At 64.4% G+C, this 15883-nt stretch carries 12 protein-coding genes; 7 read left to right on the top strand and 5 right to left on the bottom strand.

Features of this window, described 5'->3' with window-relative positions; genetic code table 11:
- Positions 1 to 62 precede the first annotated feature (62 nt).
- On the bottom strand, positions 63 to 323 hold the full coding sequence (locus QX121_RS29750) for a hypothetical protein (RefSeq protein ID WP_315716541.1): 261 nt from the start codon (positions 321 to 323) through the stop codon (positions 63 to 65).
- A 132-nt stretch (positions 324 to 455) separates the two neighbouring features.
- Here QX121_RS29750 and QX121_RS29745 point away from each other — a divergent pair, with 132 nt between their 5' ends.
- The 3 genes from QX121_RS29745 to QX121_RS29735 are packed head-to-tail and all read left to right on the top strand — an operon-like array spanning position 456 to position 4367.
- The gene (locus QX121_RS29745) at positions 456 to 2537 is read left to right on the top strand and encodes a M3 family metallopeptidase (protein ID WP_315813726.1); all 2082 of its coding nucleotides are present in this window, start codon (positions 456 to 458) and stop codon (positions 2535 to 2537) included.
- Positions 2538 to 2547: 10 nt separating this feature from the next.
- Positions 2548 to 3183, top strand: coding sequence for a DUF1007 family protein (locus tag QX121_RS29740; protein ID WP_315795922.1), 636 nt, complete (start codon positions 2548 to 2550; stop codon positions 3181 to 3183).
- Positions 3180 to 4367: a nickel/cobalt transporter gene (locus QX121_RS29735; RefSeq protein ID WP_315813725.1), complete on the top strand. Its 1188-nt coding sequence runs from the start codon at positions 3180 to 3182 to the stop codon at positions 4365 to 4367. The genes QX121_RS29740 and QX121_RS29735 overlap by 4 nt, the downstream gene beginning before the upstream one ends.
- Before the next feature lie 746 nt (positions 4368 to 5113).
- On the opposite strand, the gene QX121_RS29730 is transcribed toward QX121_RS29735, so the two are convergent.
- The 3 genes from QX121_RS29730 to QX121_RS29720 form a co-directional block, all read right to left on the bottom strand.
- On the bottom strand, positions 5114 to 6067 hold the full coding sequence (locus QX121_RS29730; protein ID WP_315813724.1) for a hypothetical protein: 954 nt from the start codon (positions 6065 to 6067) through the stop codon (positions 5114 to 5116).
- A 1261-nt stretch (positions 6068 to 7328) separates the two neighbouring features.
- On the bottom strand, positions 7329 to 9383 hold the full coding sequence (gene shc / locus QX121_RS29725; protein ID WP_315813723.1) for a squalene--hopene cyclase: 2055 nt from the start codon (positions 9381 to 9383) through the stop codon (positions 7329 to 7331).
- 213 nt (positions 9384 to 9596) lie between these two features.
- The gene (locus QX121_RS29720; protein ID WP_315736460.1) at positions 9597 to 10004 is read right to left on the bottom strand and encodes an MAPEG family protein; all 408 of its coding nucleotides are present in this window, start codon (positions 10002 to 10004) and stop codon (positions 9597 to 9599) included.
- Positions 10005 to 10099: 95 nt separating this feature from the next.
- On the opposite strand from QX121_RS29720, the gene hemH reads away from it, so the two are divergent.
- From hemH to QX121_RS29705, 3 genes are all read left to right on the top strand, one after another.
- Complete coding sequence (gene hemH / locus QX121_RS29715; RefSeq protein ID WP_315813722.1) at positions 10100 to 11152, top strand: ferrochelatase; 1053 nt, start codon at positions 10100 to 10102, stop codon at positions 11150 to 11152.
- 203 nt (positions 11153 to 11355) lie between these two features.
- Positions 11356 to 12360 carry an SPFH domain-containing protein gene (locus QX121_RS29710; RefSeq protein ID WP_315716547.1) on the top strand — a complete coding sequence of 335 codons (1005 nt, stop codon included), beginning with the start codon at positions 11356 to 11358 and terminating at the stop codon, positions 12358 to 12360.
- A 17-nt stretch (positions 12361 to 12377) separates the two neighbouring features.
- Complete coding sequence (locus tag QX121_RS29705) at positions 12378 to 12824, top strand: NfeD family protein (RefSeq protein ID WP_315772400.1); 447 nt, start codon at positions 12378 to 12380, stop codon at positions 12822 to 12824.
- Positions 12825 to 12983: 159 nt separating this feature from the next.
- On the opposite strand, the gene QX121_RS29700 is transcribed toward QX121_RS29705, so the two are convergent.
- Positions 12984 to 14702: an outer membrane beta-barrel protein gene (locus QX121_RS29700; protein WP_409999384.1), complete on the bottom strand. Its 1719-nt coding sequence runs from the start codon at positions 14700 to 14702 to the stop codon at positions 12984 to 12986.
- Between the two features lie 170 nt (positions 14703 to 14872).
- On the opposite strand from QX121_RS29700, the gene QX121_RS29695 reads away from it, so the two are divergent.
- Positions 14873 to 15874, top strand: coding sequence for a KpsF/GutQ family sugar-phosphate isomerase (locus QX121_RS29695; RefSeq protein ID WP_315736464.1), 1002 nt, complete (start codon positions 14873 to 14875; stop codon positions 15872 to 15874).
- Positions 15875 to 15883: the final 9 nt, after the last annotated feature.

The following is a 15883-nucleotide window of genomic DNA, read 5'->3' as shown; positions in this document are numbered from 1 at the left end:
CGTTAAGCGAGCTTAAAGTTTCGTAACGCGTTCACCCTTGCAGGACAGTGTTTTCGCGTGACTCACGCGCGCCTGGTGAACGGCTCGATGCGCTGCGCGCCGCGGATGAAGCCGATCATCACGAACACGCCGATCGCGAACAGCACGGCCTGAACGATGTGCGCGCCGCCATCGCCGAGCCCGAACAGAATCGCAAGCGCCCAGCCGCCGGCGAAGGCCGCACCGAACACTTCGGCACCGATCAGGATCGCCGCCGAGATGACGGTGATCACGGTCGGCCAGGCGATCTGGCGGCCGGCTTTGGAAGTGGTCTCTGCGTTCATGGTCCAGGGTCCTGTTGCGGGCCGCAATCTCTCCGAAAAGGCCCGGCCCTTCAAGGGGAAATGACCCAAAAAGAGCCGGCTCCGTGGTATGAGGGGCGCATCGAACTTCCGGGAGAGGACGGACCCCAGCCGATGTCAGACACCACCGCTGTGATCGACGCCCAGACCAATCCGCTGCTCGTGGCCTGGGAGACCCCGCACCAGACACCGCCGTTCGACGCGATCAGGCCCGAGCACTTCCTGCCGGCCTTCGAGCGCGCCTTCGCCGACCACGCCGCCGAAATCACCGCCATTACCCATGATCCGGCCGAGCCGGACTTCGCCAACACCATCACGGCGCTGGAGCGCTCGGGAAAGCTGCTGTCGAAGGTCGCGGCTGTCTTCTACGATCTGGTGTCGGCGCATTCGAACCCGGCGATTCTGGAGATCGACAAGGACGTGTCGCTGCGGATGGCGCGGCACTGGAACCCGATCATGATGAATGCCGTGCTGTTTGGCCGCATCGCGCTGCTCTACGACAACCGCAAGGACCTCAAGCTCACCGGTGAGGAGCAGCGGCTCCTGGAGCGCACCTACACCCGCTTCCGCCGTGCCGGCGCCGGCCTCTCGGACGATGGCAAGGTGCGGATGGCCGAGATCAACGAGAAGCTCGCCCAGCTCGGCACCACCTTCAGCCACCACGTGCTCGGCGACGAGCAGGACTGGTACCTCGAGCTCGGCGAGGACGACCGCGCCGGACTGTCCGAGAGCTTCGTGGCTGCTGCCAAGGCTGCGGCGGAAGAGCGCGGCATACCCGGCAAGGCGATCGTGACCCTGTCGCGCTCCTCGGTCGAGCCGTTCCTGCAGAGCTCTGCCCGCCGCGACCTGCGCGAGAAGGTGTTCAAGGCCTTCACCGCGCGCGGCGACAATGGCAATTCCAACGACAACAACGCCGTCATCGGCGAGATCCTGTCCTTGCGCGAGCAGGCCGCCAAGATCATGGGCTTTCCGAACTTCGCCGCCTATCGCCTCGAGGATTCCATGGCGAAGACGCCGGAGGCCGTGCGCGGGCTGCTGGAGCGCGTCTGGAAGCCGGCGCGCGCCAAGGCGCTGGCCGACCGCGATCAACTGCAGGAGATGATCACGGCGGAGGGCGGCAACTTCAAGCTCGCGGCCTGGGACTGGCGCTATTACGCCGAGAAGCTGCGCCAGGCGAAGGCCAACTTCGACGACGCGGCGATCAAGCCGTATCTTTCGCTCGACAACATGATCGCAGCCGCCTTCGACTGCGCCACGCGGCTGTTCGGCATCACCTTCGCCGAGCGCAAGGACATCCCGGTCTGGCATCCGGACGTCCGGGTCTGGGAGATCAAGGACGCGGGAGGCCGCCACAAGGCGCTGTTCTATGGCGACTACTTTGCCCGCTCGTCGAAGCGCTCCGGCGCCTGGATGACCTCGCTGCGCGACCAGCAGAAGCTCGATGGCGACACCGCGCCCTTGATCATCAACGTCTGCAACTTCGCCAAGGGGGCCGACGGCCAGCCGTCGCTGCTGTCGCCGGACGATGCCCGCACCTTGTTCCACGAGTTCGGCCACGGCCTGCACGGCATCCTGTCCAACGTGACCTATCCCTCGCTGTCGGGCACTGCGGTGTTCACCGATTTCGTCGAGCTACCGTCGCAGCTCTACGAGCACTGGCAGGAGCGTCCCGAGGTGCTGCAGACCTTCGCGCGCCACTACCAGACGGGCGAGCCGCTGCCGCAGGACCTGCTCGAGCGCTTCCTGGCCGCGCGCCGCTTCAACCAGGGCTTTGCCACCGTCGAGTTCGTGTCCTCGGCGCTGATCGACCTCGAATTCCACACCCAGCCGGCGGCGGCGTCCAAGGATGTTCGCGCTTTCGAAAAGGCCGAGATGGAGAAGATCGGCATGCCGCCCGAAATCGCGCTGCGCCACCGGCCGACTCAATTCGGCCATATCTTCTCGGGAGACCATTATGCGGCGGGCTATTACAGCTACATGTGGTCGGAGGTGATGGATGCGGATGCCTTCGGCGCCTTCGAGGAAGCCGGCAACATCTTCGACCCGGCGGTCGCCAAGCGGCTCCACGACAACGTCTACTCTTCGGGCGGTTCGCTCGATCCGGAAGCGGCCTATGTCGCCTTCCGCGGGCGCGAGCCCGAGCCCGACGCGCTGCTGCGCCGGCGCGGCCTGCTCGACGTTGCCAAGGCGGCTTGAGGTGAAGAGGATGGCACTGGTCCGGTTCGTCCTCGCTGCGCTGACGCTCGTATTCGGCGCGAGCGCGGCGAGCGCCCACCCGCATGTCTGGGTCACCGCGACCAGCGAGCTGCTCTATGCGGCCGATGGCTCGGTGACCGGCGTGCGCCACGCCTGGACCTTCGACGACATGTTCGCGACCTACGCGCTGCAGGGCCTCGAGACCAAGCAGAAGGGCGTCTACACCCGCGAGGAGCTGGCGCCGCTGGCGCAGACCAACGCCGAGTCGCTGAAGGAATATGCCTACTTCACCTTCCTTAAGGCCGACGGGCGCAAGCAGAAGCTCGAGGACCCCGTCGACTACTATCTCGAATACAAGGACACCAAGCTGACCCTGCACTTCACCCTGCCGCTGAAGGCGCCGGTGAAGACGAAGCAGCTCCAGGTCGAGGTCTACGATCCCAGCTATTTCATCGATTTCCAGATGGCGGAGAAGGATCCCGTCACGCTGGTCAGCGCTCCCTCGGGCTGCAAGTTCGGCCTGGTGAGACCGAGCGACGGCGGATCCGTCGCGCAGACCATGAACGAACAGACATTCCTGAGCGGCGGGGCGAACGCCAATTTCGGAATGAACTTCGCCAACAAGATCTCAGTGGAATGTCCATGACGCCTCGCCCCAGCTCCGCTCGACCGCTCCTGACCTGCGCCGCGATCCTCGTTGCGCTCATTTCCGCGCTCTTGGCCGCCGACGCCGCCTCGCATGCGCTGCTCGCCAAGCCGCCGTTCGGCGCACCGGCCGAGCCACAGGTCGGCGGCATCGTCGGCTGGCTGCTCGCCAAGCAGTCGGAGTTCTACCGCCAGATGTCGGGGGCGATCCGCTCGGCCAAGCAAGATGGCTCGGCGGTGTGGTGGCTGCTCGCGATCTCGTTTGCCTACGGCATCTTTCATGCTGCGGGCCCCGGCCACGGCAAGGCGGTGATCGCGTCCTATCTCGTCGCCAACCAGGAAACGGCGAAGCGCGGCATCGTGCTGTCGTTCGCCTCGGGCCTGATGCAGGCGCTGGTTGCGGTTGCCATCGTCGGCATCGGCGCCGTGGTGCTCAACGCCACCGCGGCCACCATGTGCAGCGCCGAGAAAGTGGTGGAGATCGCGAGCTACGGGCTGATCGCGCTGCTCGGCGCGCGCCTGGTCTGGGTCAAGGGCGCGGCGTTCCTGCGCACCTGGCAGCCGGCGGCGCCGGCTCTGGCGCTCGCTGGCGCGCCCGCGGCCGCGGTGGCGCCGTCGACCCATGATCATAGCCATGCGCATGATCACCAGCATCGCGCGCCTCATTATGATCATCACGGTCATGACCATCATGGACATGATCATGACCACGGTCATGCTCACACGCATGCGGCCGCGGCGCATGGTCACGCCGCTCACGATCACGTCCACCACGATCACGTCCATGGCGATGATTGCGGTTGCGGCCATTCCCACGGGCCCGCGCCGAGCGAGCTCGCAGGCCCCGGCGGCTGGCAGCGCGGCTTCCAGGCAATCTTCGCCGCCGGCATCCGCCCGTGCTCGGGCGCGATCCTGGTGCTGGTGTTCGCGCTGGCGCAGGGCATGTTCTGGGCCGGCGTCGCCGCCACCATCGTGATGGGCATGGGCACCGCGATCACCGTCGCCACCATCGCGGTCATTGCGGTGGCCGCCAAAGACATCGCCCGGCGCCTCAGCGCCGGCCGCGACGGCGGCGGCGCGTTGATTATGCGGGGCTTGGAGTTCGGCGCGGCTGGCCTCGTGCTGCTGTTCGGTGTGGGCCTGCTGTTCGGCTACATGGCGGCGGAACGCACGACCTGCTTCTGAACGGCTTAGACTGAGGGAGGCTGCTGCTTGCAGTCAGCGGCGCTTCCCCAAACTTGGTAGACCGCCTGAAATCGTTCGAACACTATGGGCTTGCTTTCTCTTCCGCTTCAGTTTCTGTTTTTTGACTGCAGTTGGCTATTGGACCTCTTCGCGTATTTCGTAACCCTGGCCCTAACCTCGTCCTCTGGCGTGATCTCTATATTGCCCATTGCCCTGTTCCTTGCGAAGCTTGCTGTAAAGTATTAGCCTATCAATATGGCACAAGGGCTCTATAGAATTCGAAACGGCTGGGCGACCCAGCATAGCGTTCTCGTCAAGTATGATGACGGGAAGGAGACGGAGATTCCCCAGGATCACTACGATCTAAAGGGCTATAGGCCGATTTTCGACGAATTGCCTTGGAAGGACGAGGCTTCTGACAGATAGACAAGGTGTGCAGACGATTGTCCTCATTTGGACGAAGCCGGCTATTTCAACGGTAAGAGTCGGTCTGGGGATGTCTCGTGTTCTGGCGCTTTTGGGAAAGCTCGGCCGTTGGCGGCAGATTGGAAGGTCCAATAGTCGGTTCCAGCACAAGCGCGCCGCCACAATTGGAAGGCGATGCTAGACGCCGCTCGTCCGCTAGACGTTCATGGGCGGAGCTGTCTTGGGATGCAGGAAGACTGCCTTCCGCGATGCGATGAACGGTTCGATGGTGGCGGCGAGCATTGGTGGGGCAGTTCCGTTATTCGTTTGTCTCACGACGCTCAATCATTATAGTCTGGCTCGTAGCCGTCCCATTCATTCGCTTCGTCCGACGCATAGTATTCGCTAGCTTCGAACGATTGTGTCTTAACGTATGTGTCGCCCAGCCCTGCTGCTGCCAACTGAGATAGTCCAGCGATCTTCATATCGCATGCGACGCATTCGAATTTACTCGGCAAATACTCCTGCTTTTCCGTGATAATGTCGCCAATGATGGATTTTCGCGGTGAGGAAATCGCGTCTCCGGAAACGATGGCATCAGCTTGACACGCAGGGCACTTGACGCGATGTCCAGCGTGTTTGGTCGCCCATACCGCCGATATATCTATTGCCTTCTTCTGATCTGACTCCGATTTTTGTTTCCAAACGGTCGCGTGTGCATTGATAGTCGCCTTGACGGCCTTTGCCGCGTCGTCTTTGAAGGCGATGATTAGCTTTTCTGCGGTCTCCGCTTCGTCGTCGCCGAAGATGTCGGCTAGGGTGATGCTCAGATCCTTCGTTAGAAATGTGCAGGTCTTATAGAACAGTGGAAGCCATTCGGACTGCTTTTTGCCTTCGAAGGCATTGTAGCCGGAGTGGAGCTCGCCGTTTCGTAGCGACGTGTGCCGCAAGCTGAAGCCCGACAACTCGGCCGTAAAATCGGCGGCAACTTTCGACAGCCTTTCAACGATGTCATTGGTTGCGGCCGTTTTCGGGATGAATTTCTTGATGTTCACCGAATAGCCGGTTGCGCTTATCAAGTTGTTCACATCCTTGATATCGGCGAGCAACGCGGGATCATAATCAGACAAGTCTGCACGCAAAAGAAATTCAAGACAGAAACTGGACCAAAGAGCAAATTCCCATCCGTCCCTTGGTGCTTCAAGCATTTTTTCGGCATACTTTTTAGCCTTTGCTACAAGCGCGTCCCTATCCCAAGTATCGCTAAAATCTACTTCCTCGCCTTGCTCGCTCAATGGAGTTCTCCGAAATAGGCCCGTTGAATTACGCGATCAACTTGATCTGCGCTTATGGCAGATCGACTGTGCAGCATTCGCCAGTTGTCTATCAAAACCGTATCTCCCGGAGAAACTAACGAGATCGGGATGTGTGGAAAAGAACCTATTTCCTCGACTACGCGAGTAACTCCTTGCTCACCAGCCGGAGAGGCAGGGAGGATGAAGACCTGATCCCAGCGTAGCATAGCATCCCGGCTCGACGTTGGGGGCTGGTACAGTGAATACAATGGTGTAGATCCGTTCAAAGGACGTCTCGGTTTGACGAGCGCCCTGCTCATTATTGATCGGCCGATGCGCTCCACCAAAGCAAACCCGTCAATGAGATCCGTGCAGACTGAAGCATAGCCTCTCACACACCGAAGCATGAGATAGTGCGGCGGCATTCTGCAGTGGGCCAGATCAGTATGAAATGGAAATCTGCCGAGGCCGTAGATTCCGCTATAGCTATTTGGCCCGGCTTCCGCTTTTGGGGCTATATGATGCACGGCATCGGCTTGATTGAGTACTAGTGTGTGCCCGATCGCCGCGGCTATCGCATCCGAAGACGCTTCTGGATGCCACTTCTTTTTGAGTACGTAGCCGTCTTTGGCTACGTTGAATGCGAGATCGATTGATGTGTCGACAGTCCGAAAGTTCTGTGAGGACATATTCTATGCTAACACAACCTTTGCGATAAAGCGACAGCGGCGTTCAGGGAATTGGTGATTATCGCATGTAAAGTTGGCAGGAACGGGTGAGCTGATAAGACACAAAAGCCCGTGAAGACACACACTGGTCGATAAGGGTCGAGCCGATCTCGCGATCGGCAGGACTACCCCGTCTCCAAAAAGGAGCTTTCTTAATGGCAGGACCAGCTCTGCGACCGCCTCGTGGCGGCTGTGTTGGGCGAAGTGCCAACGACGCGCCTGCCTTAAACTGCTCCCTGGGGGTATAGGTCCCGGGTCAAGCCCGGGGCGACAGCGGAGTGTTGTTGCAGCCAATTCGCGGTGCGATACAGCGCCCTCGTCCCTTGTGGGAGAGGGCATCGACGGCCCATCCGCGCGTGCGATCGGGTGAGGGGTCCCCTCGCGCGTGACGTCCGTGAAAAGAGACCCCTCACCCAACCGAGTTAGCCGTGCTGTCCTACATGCCCTCTCCCACAAGGGGCGAGGGCGCATTCACGGTCACCGTGCGGAGGCTATAGTTATTAGTTACTCGCCGCGGCGTCTCCACCGCGGCCTTACCCATGCCCCTGCGGCCGCAGCGCGCGGCCCAGCGCCATCAGCGGGAAGTAGTGGCGGTACATGCCGTAGCGGAGCATGAAGGCGCGGGACAGCTCAGGGCCCTGCATCAGCCGCTCCTGCAAAGTGGGATCGGTCAGCTTGATGGTCTGGCCGACGCCGTAGCCGGGGAAGCCGGTGCCGGTGAATTCCGGCTCGTCCCAGGTGCCGGCCGACTGGCGCTCGACCAGCCACATGCAGCCGCGCTCGATCGCCTCCTTGTCCTCAGGGCGGTTGACGGCGAGCAGGGCCATCAGCGCCCACGCCGTCTGCGACGCCGTGGTGGTGCCGCGGCCGACCGCGCTGACATCCATGTAGGAGGCGCAGCTCTCGCCCCAGCCGCCGTCCGGCTGCTGATGCGCGACGAGCCAGTCGCAAGCGCGGCCGATATAGGGTTGCGTCATGTCCTCGCCGATCGCGGCCAGCGCCGGCAGCACCGCGCCGGTGCCGTAGACGTAGTTGACGCCCCAGCGGCCGAACCACGGGCCGCTCGGCTCCTGCTCCCGTCGGATGTAGTCGAGCGCGCGCACCATGGCCGGATGATTGCGCGAGATGCCGAGCTTGCCGAACGCCTCGACGATGTGGGCGGTGACGTCGACCGACGGCGGATCGAGCGCCTCGCCATAGTCGCAGAACGGAATCTTGGTCAGGATCTTCTGGTTGTTGTCCTTGTCGAACGCGCCCCAGCCGCCCCCCTCGCTCTGCATGCCGATCAGCCAGTCGACGCCGAGCTGAATCGCCTCGTCGATGCCCTTGGCCTGCCACTTCGGATCACGGCGCAGCGGCGCCAACGCGATCAGCGCCACGGCGGTGTCGTCCGTGTCGGGATAATAGTTGTTGGCGTATTCGAACGCCCAGCCGCCCGGCTTGACGTGCGGCAGCTTCATCGACCAGTCGCCGGGCATGCGGACCTGGCGGTCGAGCACCCAGTCGACCGCCTTGTCGACGGCCTCGGGGTAATCGCCGAGCACGCCGGCATCGTCGAAGGCGAGCAGGGTCAGGATCGTGTCCCACACTGGACTGTTGGTCGCCTGGATGTAGGTGGCATCGCCGACATCGACCCGCCAGCCGGGATCGTTCAGGGCATCGAGGCCCTTGGCGAGAACGGGGTGGTTGAGCGGATAGCCCTCGGCGTAGAGCGCCATCAGGCCGTAGATCCAGGGCGGCTGGATGCCGCCCCAGGCGCCGTCGAAATCCTGGTGGCGGATCATCCATTCCAGTACGCGGCTGGTGGCCGCGGGCCGGAACAGGCCGAGATTGAGCTTGTTGCCGAGGTTCTGCAGGGCATGCAGCACCTTGTCGGCGCCGCGGAAGAACTTGTCCCAGCCGCCGGCATTGGCCTTCACCGGCAGCTCGTAGTCGAACGCGTTGCGCCCATGCGGAAACAGCGCGTCCAGCCGGTTCTCGGGCGGCAGCGGCCGGCTCGGCCGCCGCGCCGACAGCACCGCGATCGGCATCAGGGTGGCGCGCGCCCATTGCGCGAAGTTGTAGATCGAGAACGGAAACCAGAGCGGAAACCAGATCACCTCGGGCGGGATGTTGGGGGTCTTCTCCCACGGCCATTCGCCGATCAGCGCCAGCCAATAGCGCGTGAACACGCGAATGTTGCGCAAGCCCCCCTTGGCCTCGATCCATTCGCGGGCGCGGCGCACCGGCGGCTCGTCGTCGCGGAAGCCGAGCGAGCGCAGCGCGGCATAGGCCTCGACGGTCGCGTTGATGTCACCATTGGGGGCGCCGAAATAGACCTGCCAGGCGCCGTCCGGGCGCTGGCTGTCGAGCAGCGACTGGCCCAGGCGCTTGCGCAGCGGATGCTCCTCGAGCCCCATGAACCACAGCGCCAGGCACCATTGCGCCTCCATGCAGGCGTTGGATTCGGCGCGGCCGACCCAATGACCGTCGGGCTTCTGATTGGCGATCAGCCAGTCCGCTGCCGCCCGCACCGTCGATTGCAGGGCGGTCTGGTAATTTCCCGGGTCGCGCGGCGCGCGCGCGGGGGCCGAGCTGGTCAAAGTCATCACGATCCCTCTGGCGGCCTCACAGTGCCGCTGCGGCAGTCGAATTCACTCCGCCCTATAGGGAATTTCGCCGTCAAATCCAATCAACTGGCCGCAGCGGACCGGATCAAAGGAGAAACGAAAGGCGTACAGACGGAGCCCCCATAGCCGTTGTGGTTAGCATCCCGGCGGGCACGGAGATGTGACGCGTCTCACGTCCGGAAACCGGCCCACTCAAACCGGCAGGTATTGGCGCAGCAGGGGCAGGAAGAAGATCGCGACGGTGATCAGAAACCCGATCGCCCACAGGATCGAGCGCAGCGACGGCCGGTTGCCGACGTAAGTCAGCACATAGGCGGTGCGCACGATCACGAACAGCACCGACAGCTCGTTGATCAAGTTCTGCGGCGCGCCGCGGAACTCGGCCAGCAGCACCGCCGCGGCAAAGAACGGGAACGCCTCGATGCCGTTCTGATGGGCGCCCAGCGCCCGCTCGCGGATGCCGCCGGCATAGAAGGCGGGATCTCGCGGCCGGGCGTTGTCATAGCGCCCGGCACCGTCGACGCTGATCCATTTCGCCGGCAGGATCGTTAAGAGGTAGAGCATCACGCTGGCGAAAATGCACAATTCGGCAATCGTCATGGCTCCTCCAGCCCGATGACATCGGTGAAATGGCCCTTATCTTGACAATGTCGAAACAAGCCGCCAAGCCACGCCCTTCAGCAGTCACGGGCATCATGACCGCCGCCATCTCTCTGGACAATGCCAGGCCTGTCGACGTCAGGCCGTTGCCGGCCGCGAGCACGTCACGTGTCGGCGTGCTGCTGGTCAATCTCGGGACGCCGGATACGGCCGACGCCGCCGGCGTGCGGGTGTATCTGAAGGAGTTCCTGTCCGACCGCCGCGTCATCGAGGACCAGGGCCTGTTGTGGAAGATCATCCTCAACGGGATCATCCTCAATGTCCGGCCGCGCAAGAAGGCGAAAGACTACCAATCGATCTGGAACACCGAGAAGAACGAATCGCCGCTGAAGACGATCACCCGCGCGCAGAGCGAGAAGCTCGCCGCCAGCATCGCCGATCGCAGCCACGTCATCGTCGACTGGGCAATGCGCTACGGCAATCCGTCGATCAAGGCTGGCGTCGATGGTCTCATGGCCAAGGGCTGCGACCGCATCCTGGTGGTGCCGCTCTATCCGCAATATTCAGCCGCGACCTCGGCGACCGTGTGCGACGAGGCGTTCCGCGTGCTGACCGAGCTGCGCGCGCAGCCGACGCTGCGGGTGACGCCGCCTTACTACAACGACGACTTCTACATCGAGGCGCTGGCGGTCTCGATCGAGGATCATCTGAAGACGCTGGCGTACAAGCCCGAGCTGATCGTGGCCTCGTTCCACGGCATGCCGAAGGAATATGTCGACAAGGGCGATCCCTATCGCGAGCAGTGCGTCGCCACCACCGAGCTGCTGCGCAAGCGGCTCGGCATGGACGACACCAGGCTGCTGCTGACCTTCCAGTCGCGCTTCGGCTTCTCGGAGTGGTTGCAGCCTTATACCGACAAGACCATCGAGAAGCTCGCCAAGGACGGCGTCAAGCGCATCGCCGTGGTGATGCCGGGCTTCTCCGCCGACTGCCTGGAGACGCTGGAGGAGATCTCCGGCGAGAATTGCGAGATCTTCAAGCACAATGGCGGCGAGGAATTCTCCGCCGTGCCGTGCCTGAACGACAGCGCGCCCGGCATGGAGGTGCTGCGGCAGCTGGTGCTGCGCGAGCTGCAGGGCTGGTTGTAAAGGGCTGGCTCTGAGCCGTCGGCGGTATTGCCGGCCCGCTAGGTGAGCCGCCCGCCGGCGCAAGTCGGACGACCGTCCGCGCCTCGAAAATACTTTCCTGAACCGCCCCTAGCGGATCCCCGACAAAATCATGCAGTAATCCCTAGATTGTGATGGCTGCAGAGGCTGGTGAGGGGACGATCGTCTCCTCCCTTGGAGGATCCATGAGCGGTTTCGACATTTTCGCCATAGCGCTGGTGCTGCTGGTCATCTTCACGCTGTATTCCGGCGTGAAGACCGTGCCACAGGGGTTCGACTGGACCGTCGAACGGTTCGGCAAATACACCCGCACCTTGTCGCCGGGCCTCAACATCATCGTGCCCTTCTTCGATCGCATCGGGCGCAAGATCAACATGATGGAGCAGGTGATCGACATCCCCGAGCAGGAGGTCATCACCAAGGACAACGCCACCGTGACGGTCGACGGCGTCGCCTTCTACCAGGTGTTCGACGCCGCCAAGGCGAGCTACGAGGTGTCGAACCTCAACCAGGCGATCGTCACGCTGACCATGACCAACATCCGCTCGGTGATGGGCGCGATGGATCTCGACCAGGTGCTGTCGCATCGCGACGAGATCAACGAGCGGCTGCTGCGCGTCGTCGACGCCGCGGTGTCGCCATGGGGCCTCAAGGTCAACCGCATCGAGATCAAGGACATCGTGCCGCCGGCCGACCTGGTCGAGGCGATGGGCCGGCAGATGAAGGCCGAGCGCGTCAAGCGCGCCGACATCCTGCAGGCCGAGGGCCAGCGGCAGTCGGAGATCCTGCGCGCGGAGGGCGCCAAGCAGAGCCAGATCCTGCAGGCCGAGGGCCGCCGCGAGTCGGCCTTCCTCGATGCCCAGGCGCGCGAGCGCGCCGCGGAGGCCGAGGCCAAGGCGACGCAGATGGTGTCGGACGCGATCTCCAAGGGCGACGTCGCCGCGCTCAACTACTTCATCGCCGACAAATACATCAAGGCGTTCGGCCAGCTCGCCGACTCGCCGAACCAGAAGGTGATCATGCTGCCGCTGGAGGCAACGGGCATGCTGGCCTCGCTCGCCGGCATCGGTGAGATCGCCAAGGCGACGTTCGGCGAGAGCGCGGCTTCGGCCGTGGCAGCCGCGCGCCGCGGCGGCTCGGTGCCGTCAGCGGGGACGGCGCCGAAACCGCCGACGCCGCCGCAGGCTTGACGCAGGGGAGGACACTGATGAGCGACATGTTCGTGACGCTCGGCACCTGGAACTGGCTGATCTTCGGCATCATCCTGATGGCGCTGGAGCTGCTCGCGCCGGGCATCTTCCTGTTCTGGCTCGGCCTCGCCGCCCTGCTGGTCGGGCTGCTGTCGTTTGCGTTCGCGCCGGGATGGCAACTGCAGATCCTGCTGTTTGCGCTGTTCGCGGTCGCCGCCGTGCCGCTGTGGCGGCGCTTCGCGCGGGCGAGTGCGGCGCCGTCGCGGGACAATCCGTTCCTCAACCGCCGCTCGGCGGCCCTGGTCGGCCGCGAGTTCACCTTGGAGAAGCCGATCGTCGGCGGCAATGGCACCGTCCGCATCGACGACACGGTGTGGCGCGTCGCGGGCCCCGACACCCCCGCCGGCAGCCGCGTCCGCATCGTGCAGGCCGACGGCGCCCAGCTCACGGTGGCTGCGGCGTAGGTGCCGTAGGGTGGGCAAAGGAACGACGCGGCGATAGCCGTGTCGTGCCGTGCCCACCATCTGCATCGCGCGCAAGACGGTGGGCACGTCGCGCCAACTCATAGGGAATATGCGGAGAGAGCGGAGCCTGCGCGCCTTTGCCCACCCTACGATTCCTGCTCAATTCTGCAGTCTTACGCCCAGCATCACCACCGTGCCGGACGACCCAGCACCCGTGATGTTGGAGTCGAGCTTGTCGTAGCGCAGCGTGCCCTTGACCCAGACGTTCCGCGACATCTTGTAGACGAGGTTGCCTTCGGCCGAATAGGTGCGGTCGCTGCGGCCGTAGCCCTGATAGTCGAGTGTGCCGAGGCTGAACTTGCCGATGCCGGTCAGCCAGCGCCGGAAGTCGTGGTCGACCTGCACCGTGTAGGTGCGCACCAGCACGCCGGAGGCGCCGGCCACCGTGGTCTCTGCGAGCTGCGTGTCGGAGAGAAAGCGCGCGGTGGTCAGCGGCGTCGCCGACCACACCAGCGAGGCCGTGGTGAGGAAGCCCTGCAGCCGGTTCAGCCGCGGGTCGACATAGCTGCGCGTGGCATAGCCGAGCGAAACCTCGCCGGTCACAAGCCGGGTGAACTCGAACGAGGTGCCGGCCTTGGCGTAGCCGCCCGAGGAGTCGCGCTGATAGCCGGAACGGTCGACCCGCTGGTCGTGCACGCGGCTGTCGCCCTGCACCTCCGCGAACGGCTTCAGGCCGGGCATGACCTCGTAGGACACCCGGCCGATGCCGCCGAACTGGTTGTAGTTGCGGTCGTCGTTCGACGTCATCGTGCCGTCGGTCAGCTTGCTCTGCTGATAGCTGGTGCGGTCGGCGGTGGCGCCCGCCGAAATCTGCAGCCGGTTGAAGCGCTGGTCGATGCCGATGGTGGTGCCGAGCGTGGTGTAGACCGGATAGCGCGCCAATCCGGCCTGCACGCTGGGACTGCCGGGATTGTCGGTCGCGGCACGCAGCCGCAGCTGGGCGCCGACCGAGGTGTCGCGGCTGACGTCGAGGCGGCCGTCGACATGGCCGGTGAAGTCGGGGCGGTCGAGCGTGGTCGGCGCCGAATTGATGCCGCCATCCATGATAGCCGGCAGGGTGCTGCCATAGCCGGTGAAGGAGCCCCGCAGGTCGGCGACGAGGGCGTGACGCTCCCAGTTCGACACCGCCAAAAATTCCGGCGCGATCATCCAGGCCGGCATGCCGCGCGGCCTGGCGAGGCGGGCCGGGTTGCTGTCATACCCGGCCGAGAGCTCCACCGCGCCCTTGATCAGGAACGGGCCGGCGTAATCGCCGACTGCGCCGAACGGGTCGTCGTCGATCTTGAGCCGCTTGCGCGGCGGCTGGCCGGGCACGGTGCCCGCCATGGCGGCCGGGACCGGCTGCCTGTTGGCTGTGGCCGACGGCGGCAAGGTCGGACGCAACTGTCCGGTCAGCTCGCCGGAAGGTCGCGTGCCGGGCCCCGGCGGCGGCTTGGGCCGCGCCTGGGCGGGATAGTATTTCGGCTTCTTCCGATTGCGGTTCAGCGAATCATAGCCGAATTCGGCAGCGCCGCTCGCCGCGGGCACACCGGGCAGGGGAACCAGATTTCGTCGTGCGGCCGAGCTGGTCGGCGCAGGCGTCGCGGGCAGCCCAGGCGTCGGTACGGCATCGGTCAGGCCGCTGACCACGGTCCGCCGCAGCGGGGAGTCCTGCGGGGCGAGGAAGCCGTCGCGCACCGGCCGGAACGCGTCGATGGTCTGGGAATGGGCCGCATCGGGGCCGAGCGCGCGGAGCAGCAGGCATGCGGCGGAGGCGCCGCGCCACATCGCGCGCCTTATCGCGCGTCCTGCGCGGCCGCTGTCAGGCCTCCATCCCACGATGAAAAATACTCCAACAAAATCAATTGCGTCGTCGGGACACCCGCGCCGCCGGCAAACCGCCTCGTTAAGGGAGTAAAAACAAATATGGTTAATGGGCTGTTGATGGCGCCTTGCTGCCTTACCCATGCTAAAGAGCGGCGCCTGACTGTTCAGCCTTGGAAGTCCGCATGCCGAGATCGAAACCGTTGCCCGAAGCCGCTCCCGCAAACGCAGATATCCAGTCGGCGCTGCGCACGCTCGACGCCGGCAGCAATGGCATTGCCGCGATCTCCGCTGCACTGCGCGGTCCTCTGGGGCCGGCCTTCGCCGCCGCCGTCGAGCTGATCCGCCAGGCCAAGGGCCGGGCGATCCTCACCGGTCTCGGCAAGTCCGGCCACGTCGCCCGCAAGATGGCCGCGACCCTCGCCTCGACCGGAACGCCCGCCTTCTTCGTCCATTCCGCCGAGGCCGGCCATGGCGATCTCGGCATGATCACCTCCGACGACGTCGTCATCGCGCTGTCGTGGTCCGGCGAGCAGCCGGAGATGAAGACGCTGGTCAACTACACCAAGCGCTTCGCCATCCCGCTGATCGCGATCACCTCCAATGCGCAATCGTCGCTGGGGCAGGCGGCGCGCATCGTGCTGGAGCTGCCGAAGGCGCGCGAGGCCTGTCCGCACAATCTGGCGCCGACCACCTCGACGCTGATGCAGGCGGCGATCGGCGATGCGCTCGCGATCGCGCTGTTGGAAGGCCGCGGCTTCACCGCGCTCGAATTCGCCAATTTCCATCCGGGCGGCAAGCTCGGCGCCATGCTCAAGCACATCTCGGACCTGATGCGCTCGGGCGACGCGGTGCCGCTGAAGCCGCTGGGCACGGGCATGCCGGATGCGCTGGCCGAGATGTCGGCCAAGGGACTCGGCTGCGTCGTCATCGTCGATGCTCGCGGCCACGTCGCCGGCATCATCACCGACGGCGACCTCCGGCGGAAGATGCGTGCCGATCTGTTGTCCGCATCGGTCGAGGAGATCATGACCGCGAACCCGCGCACCGTCCGCCGCGAGGCGCTGGCCTCCGAGGCGCTGGAGATCCTGAACTCCGCCAAGATCACCACGCTGATCGTCACCGACGGCGCCAAGCCGGTCGGCATCCTGCACATGCATGATCTGCTGCGGGCAGGGGTGGCCTAGCTCGAAGCG

It is taken from the genome of Bradyrhizobium sp. SZCCHNR2028, from assembly GCF_032380995.1.
In the GTDB taxonomy this organism is placed as follows: domain Bacteria; phylum Pseudomonadota; class Alphaproteobacteria; order Rhizobiales; family Xanthobacteraceae; genus Bradyrhizobium.
Note: the sequence above shows the minus strand (reverse complement) of the source record. Positions and strands in the feature narration are given on the sequence as shown.

Excerpts from the sequence above, each read along its gene's own strand:
- QX121_RS29710 (WP_315716547.1), top strand. The coding sequence starts at position 11,356 with ATGAGCGGTTTCGACATTTTCGCCATAGCGCTGGTGCTGCTGGTCATC.
- hemH (WP_315813722.1), top strand. The coding sequence starts at position 10,100 with ATGACCGCCGCCATCTCTCTGGACAATGCCAGGCCTGTCGACGTCAGG.
- QX121_RS29750 (WP_315716541.1), bottom strand. The coding sequence starts at position 323 with ATGAACGCAGAGACCACTTCCAAAGCCGGCCGCCAGATCGCCTGGCCG.
- QX121_RS29735 (WP_315813725.1), top strand. The coding sequence starts at position 3,180 with ATGACGCCTCGCCCCAGCTCCGCTCGACCGCTCCTGACCTGCGCCGCG.
- QX121_RS29740 (WP_315795922.1), top strand. The coding sequence starts at position 2,548 with ATGGCACTGGTCCGGTTCGTCCTCGCTGCGCTGACGCTCGTATTCGGC.
- QX121_RS29720 (WP_315736460.1), bottom strand. The coding sequence starts at position 10,004 with ATGACGATTGCCGAATTGTGCATTTTCGCCAGCGTGATGCTCTACCTC.
- QX121_RS29705 (WP_315772400.1), top strand. The coding sequence starts at position 12,378 with ATGAGCGACATGTTCGTGACGCTCGGCACCTGGAACTGGCTGATCTTC.
- QX121_RS29695 (WP_315736464.1), top strand. The coding sequence starts at position 14,873 with ATGCCGAGATCGAAACCGTTGCCCGAAGCCGCTCCCGCAAACGCAGAT.
- shc (WP_315813723.1), bottom strand. The coding sequence starts at position 9,383 with ATGACTTTGACCAGCTCGGCCCCCGCGCGCGCGCCGCGCGACCCGGGA.
- QX121_RS29745 (WP_315813726.1), top strand. The coding sequence starts at position 456 with ATGTCAGACACCACCGCTGTGATCGACGCCCAGACCAATCCGCTGCTC.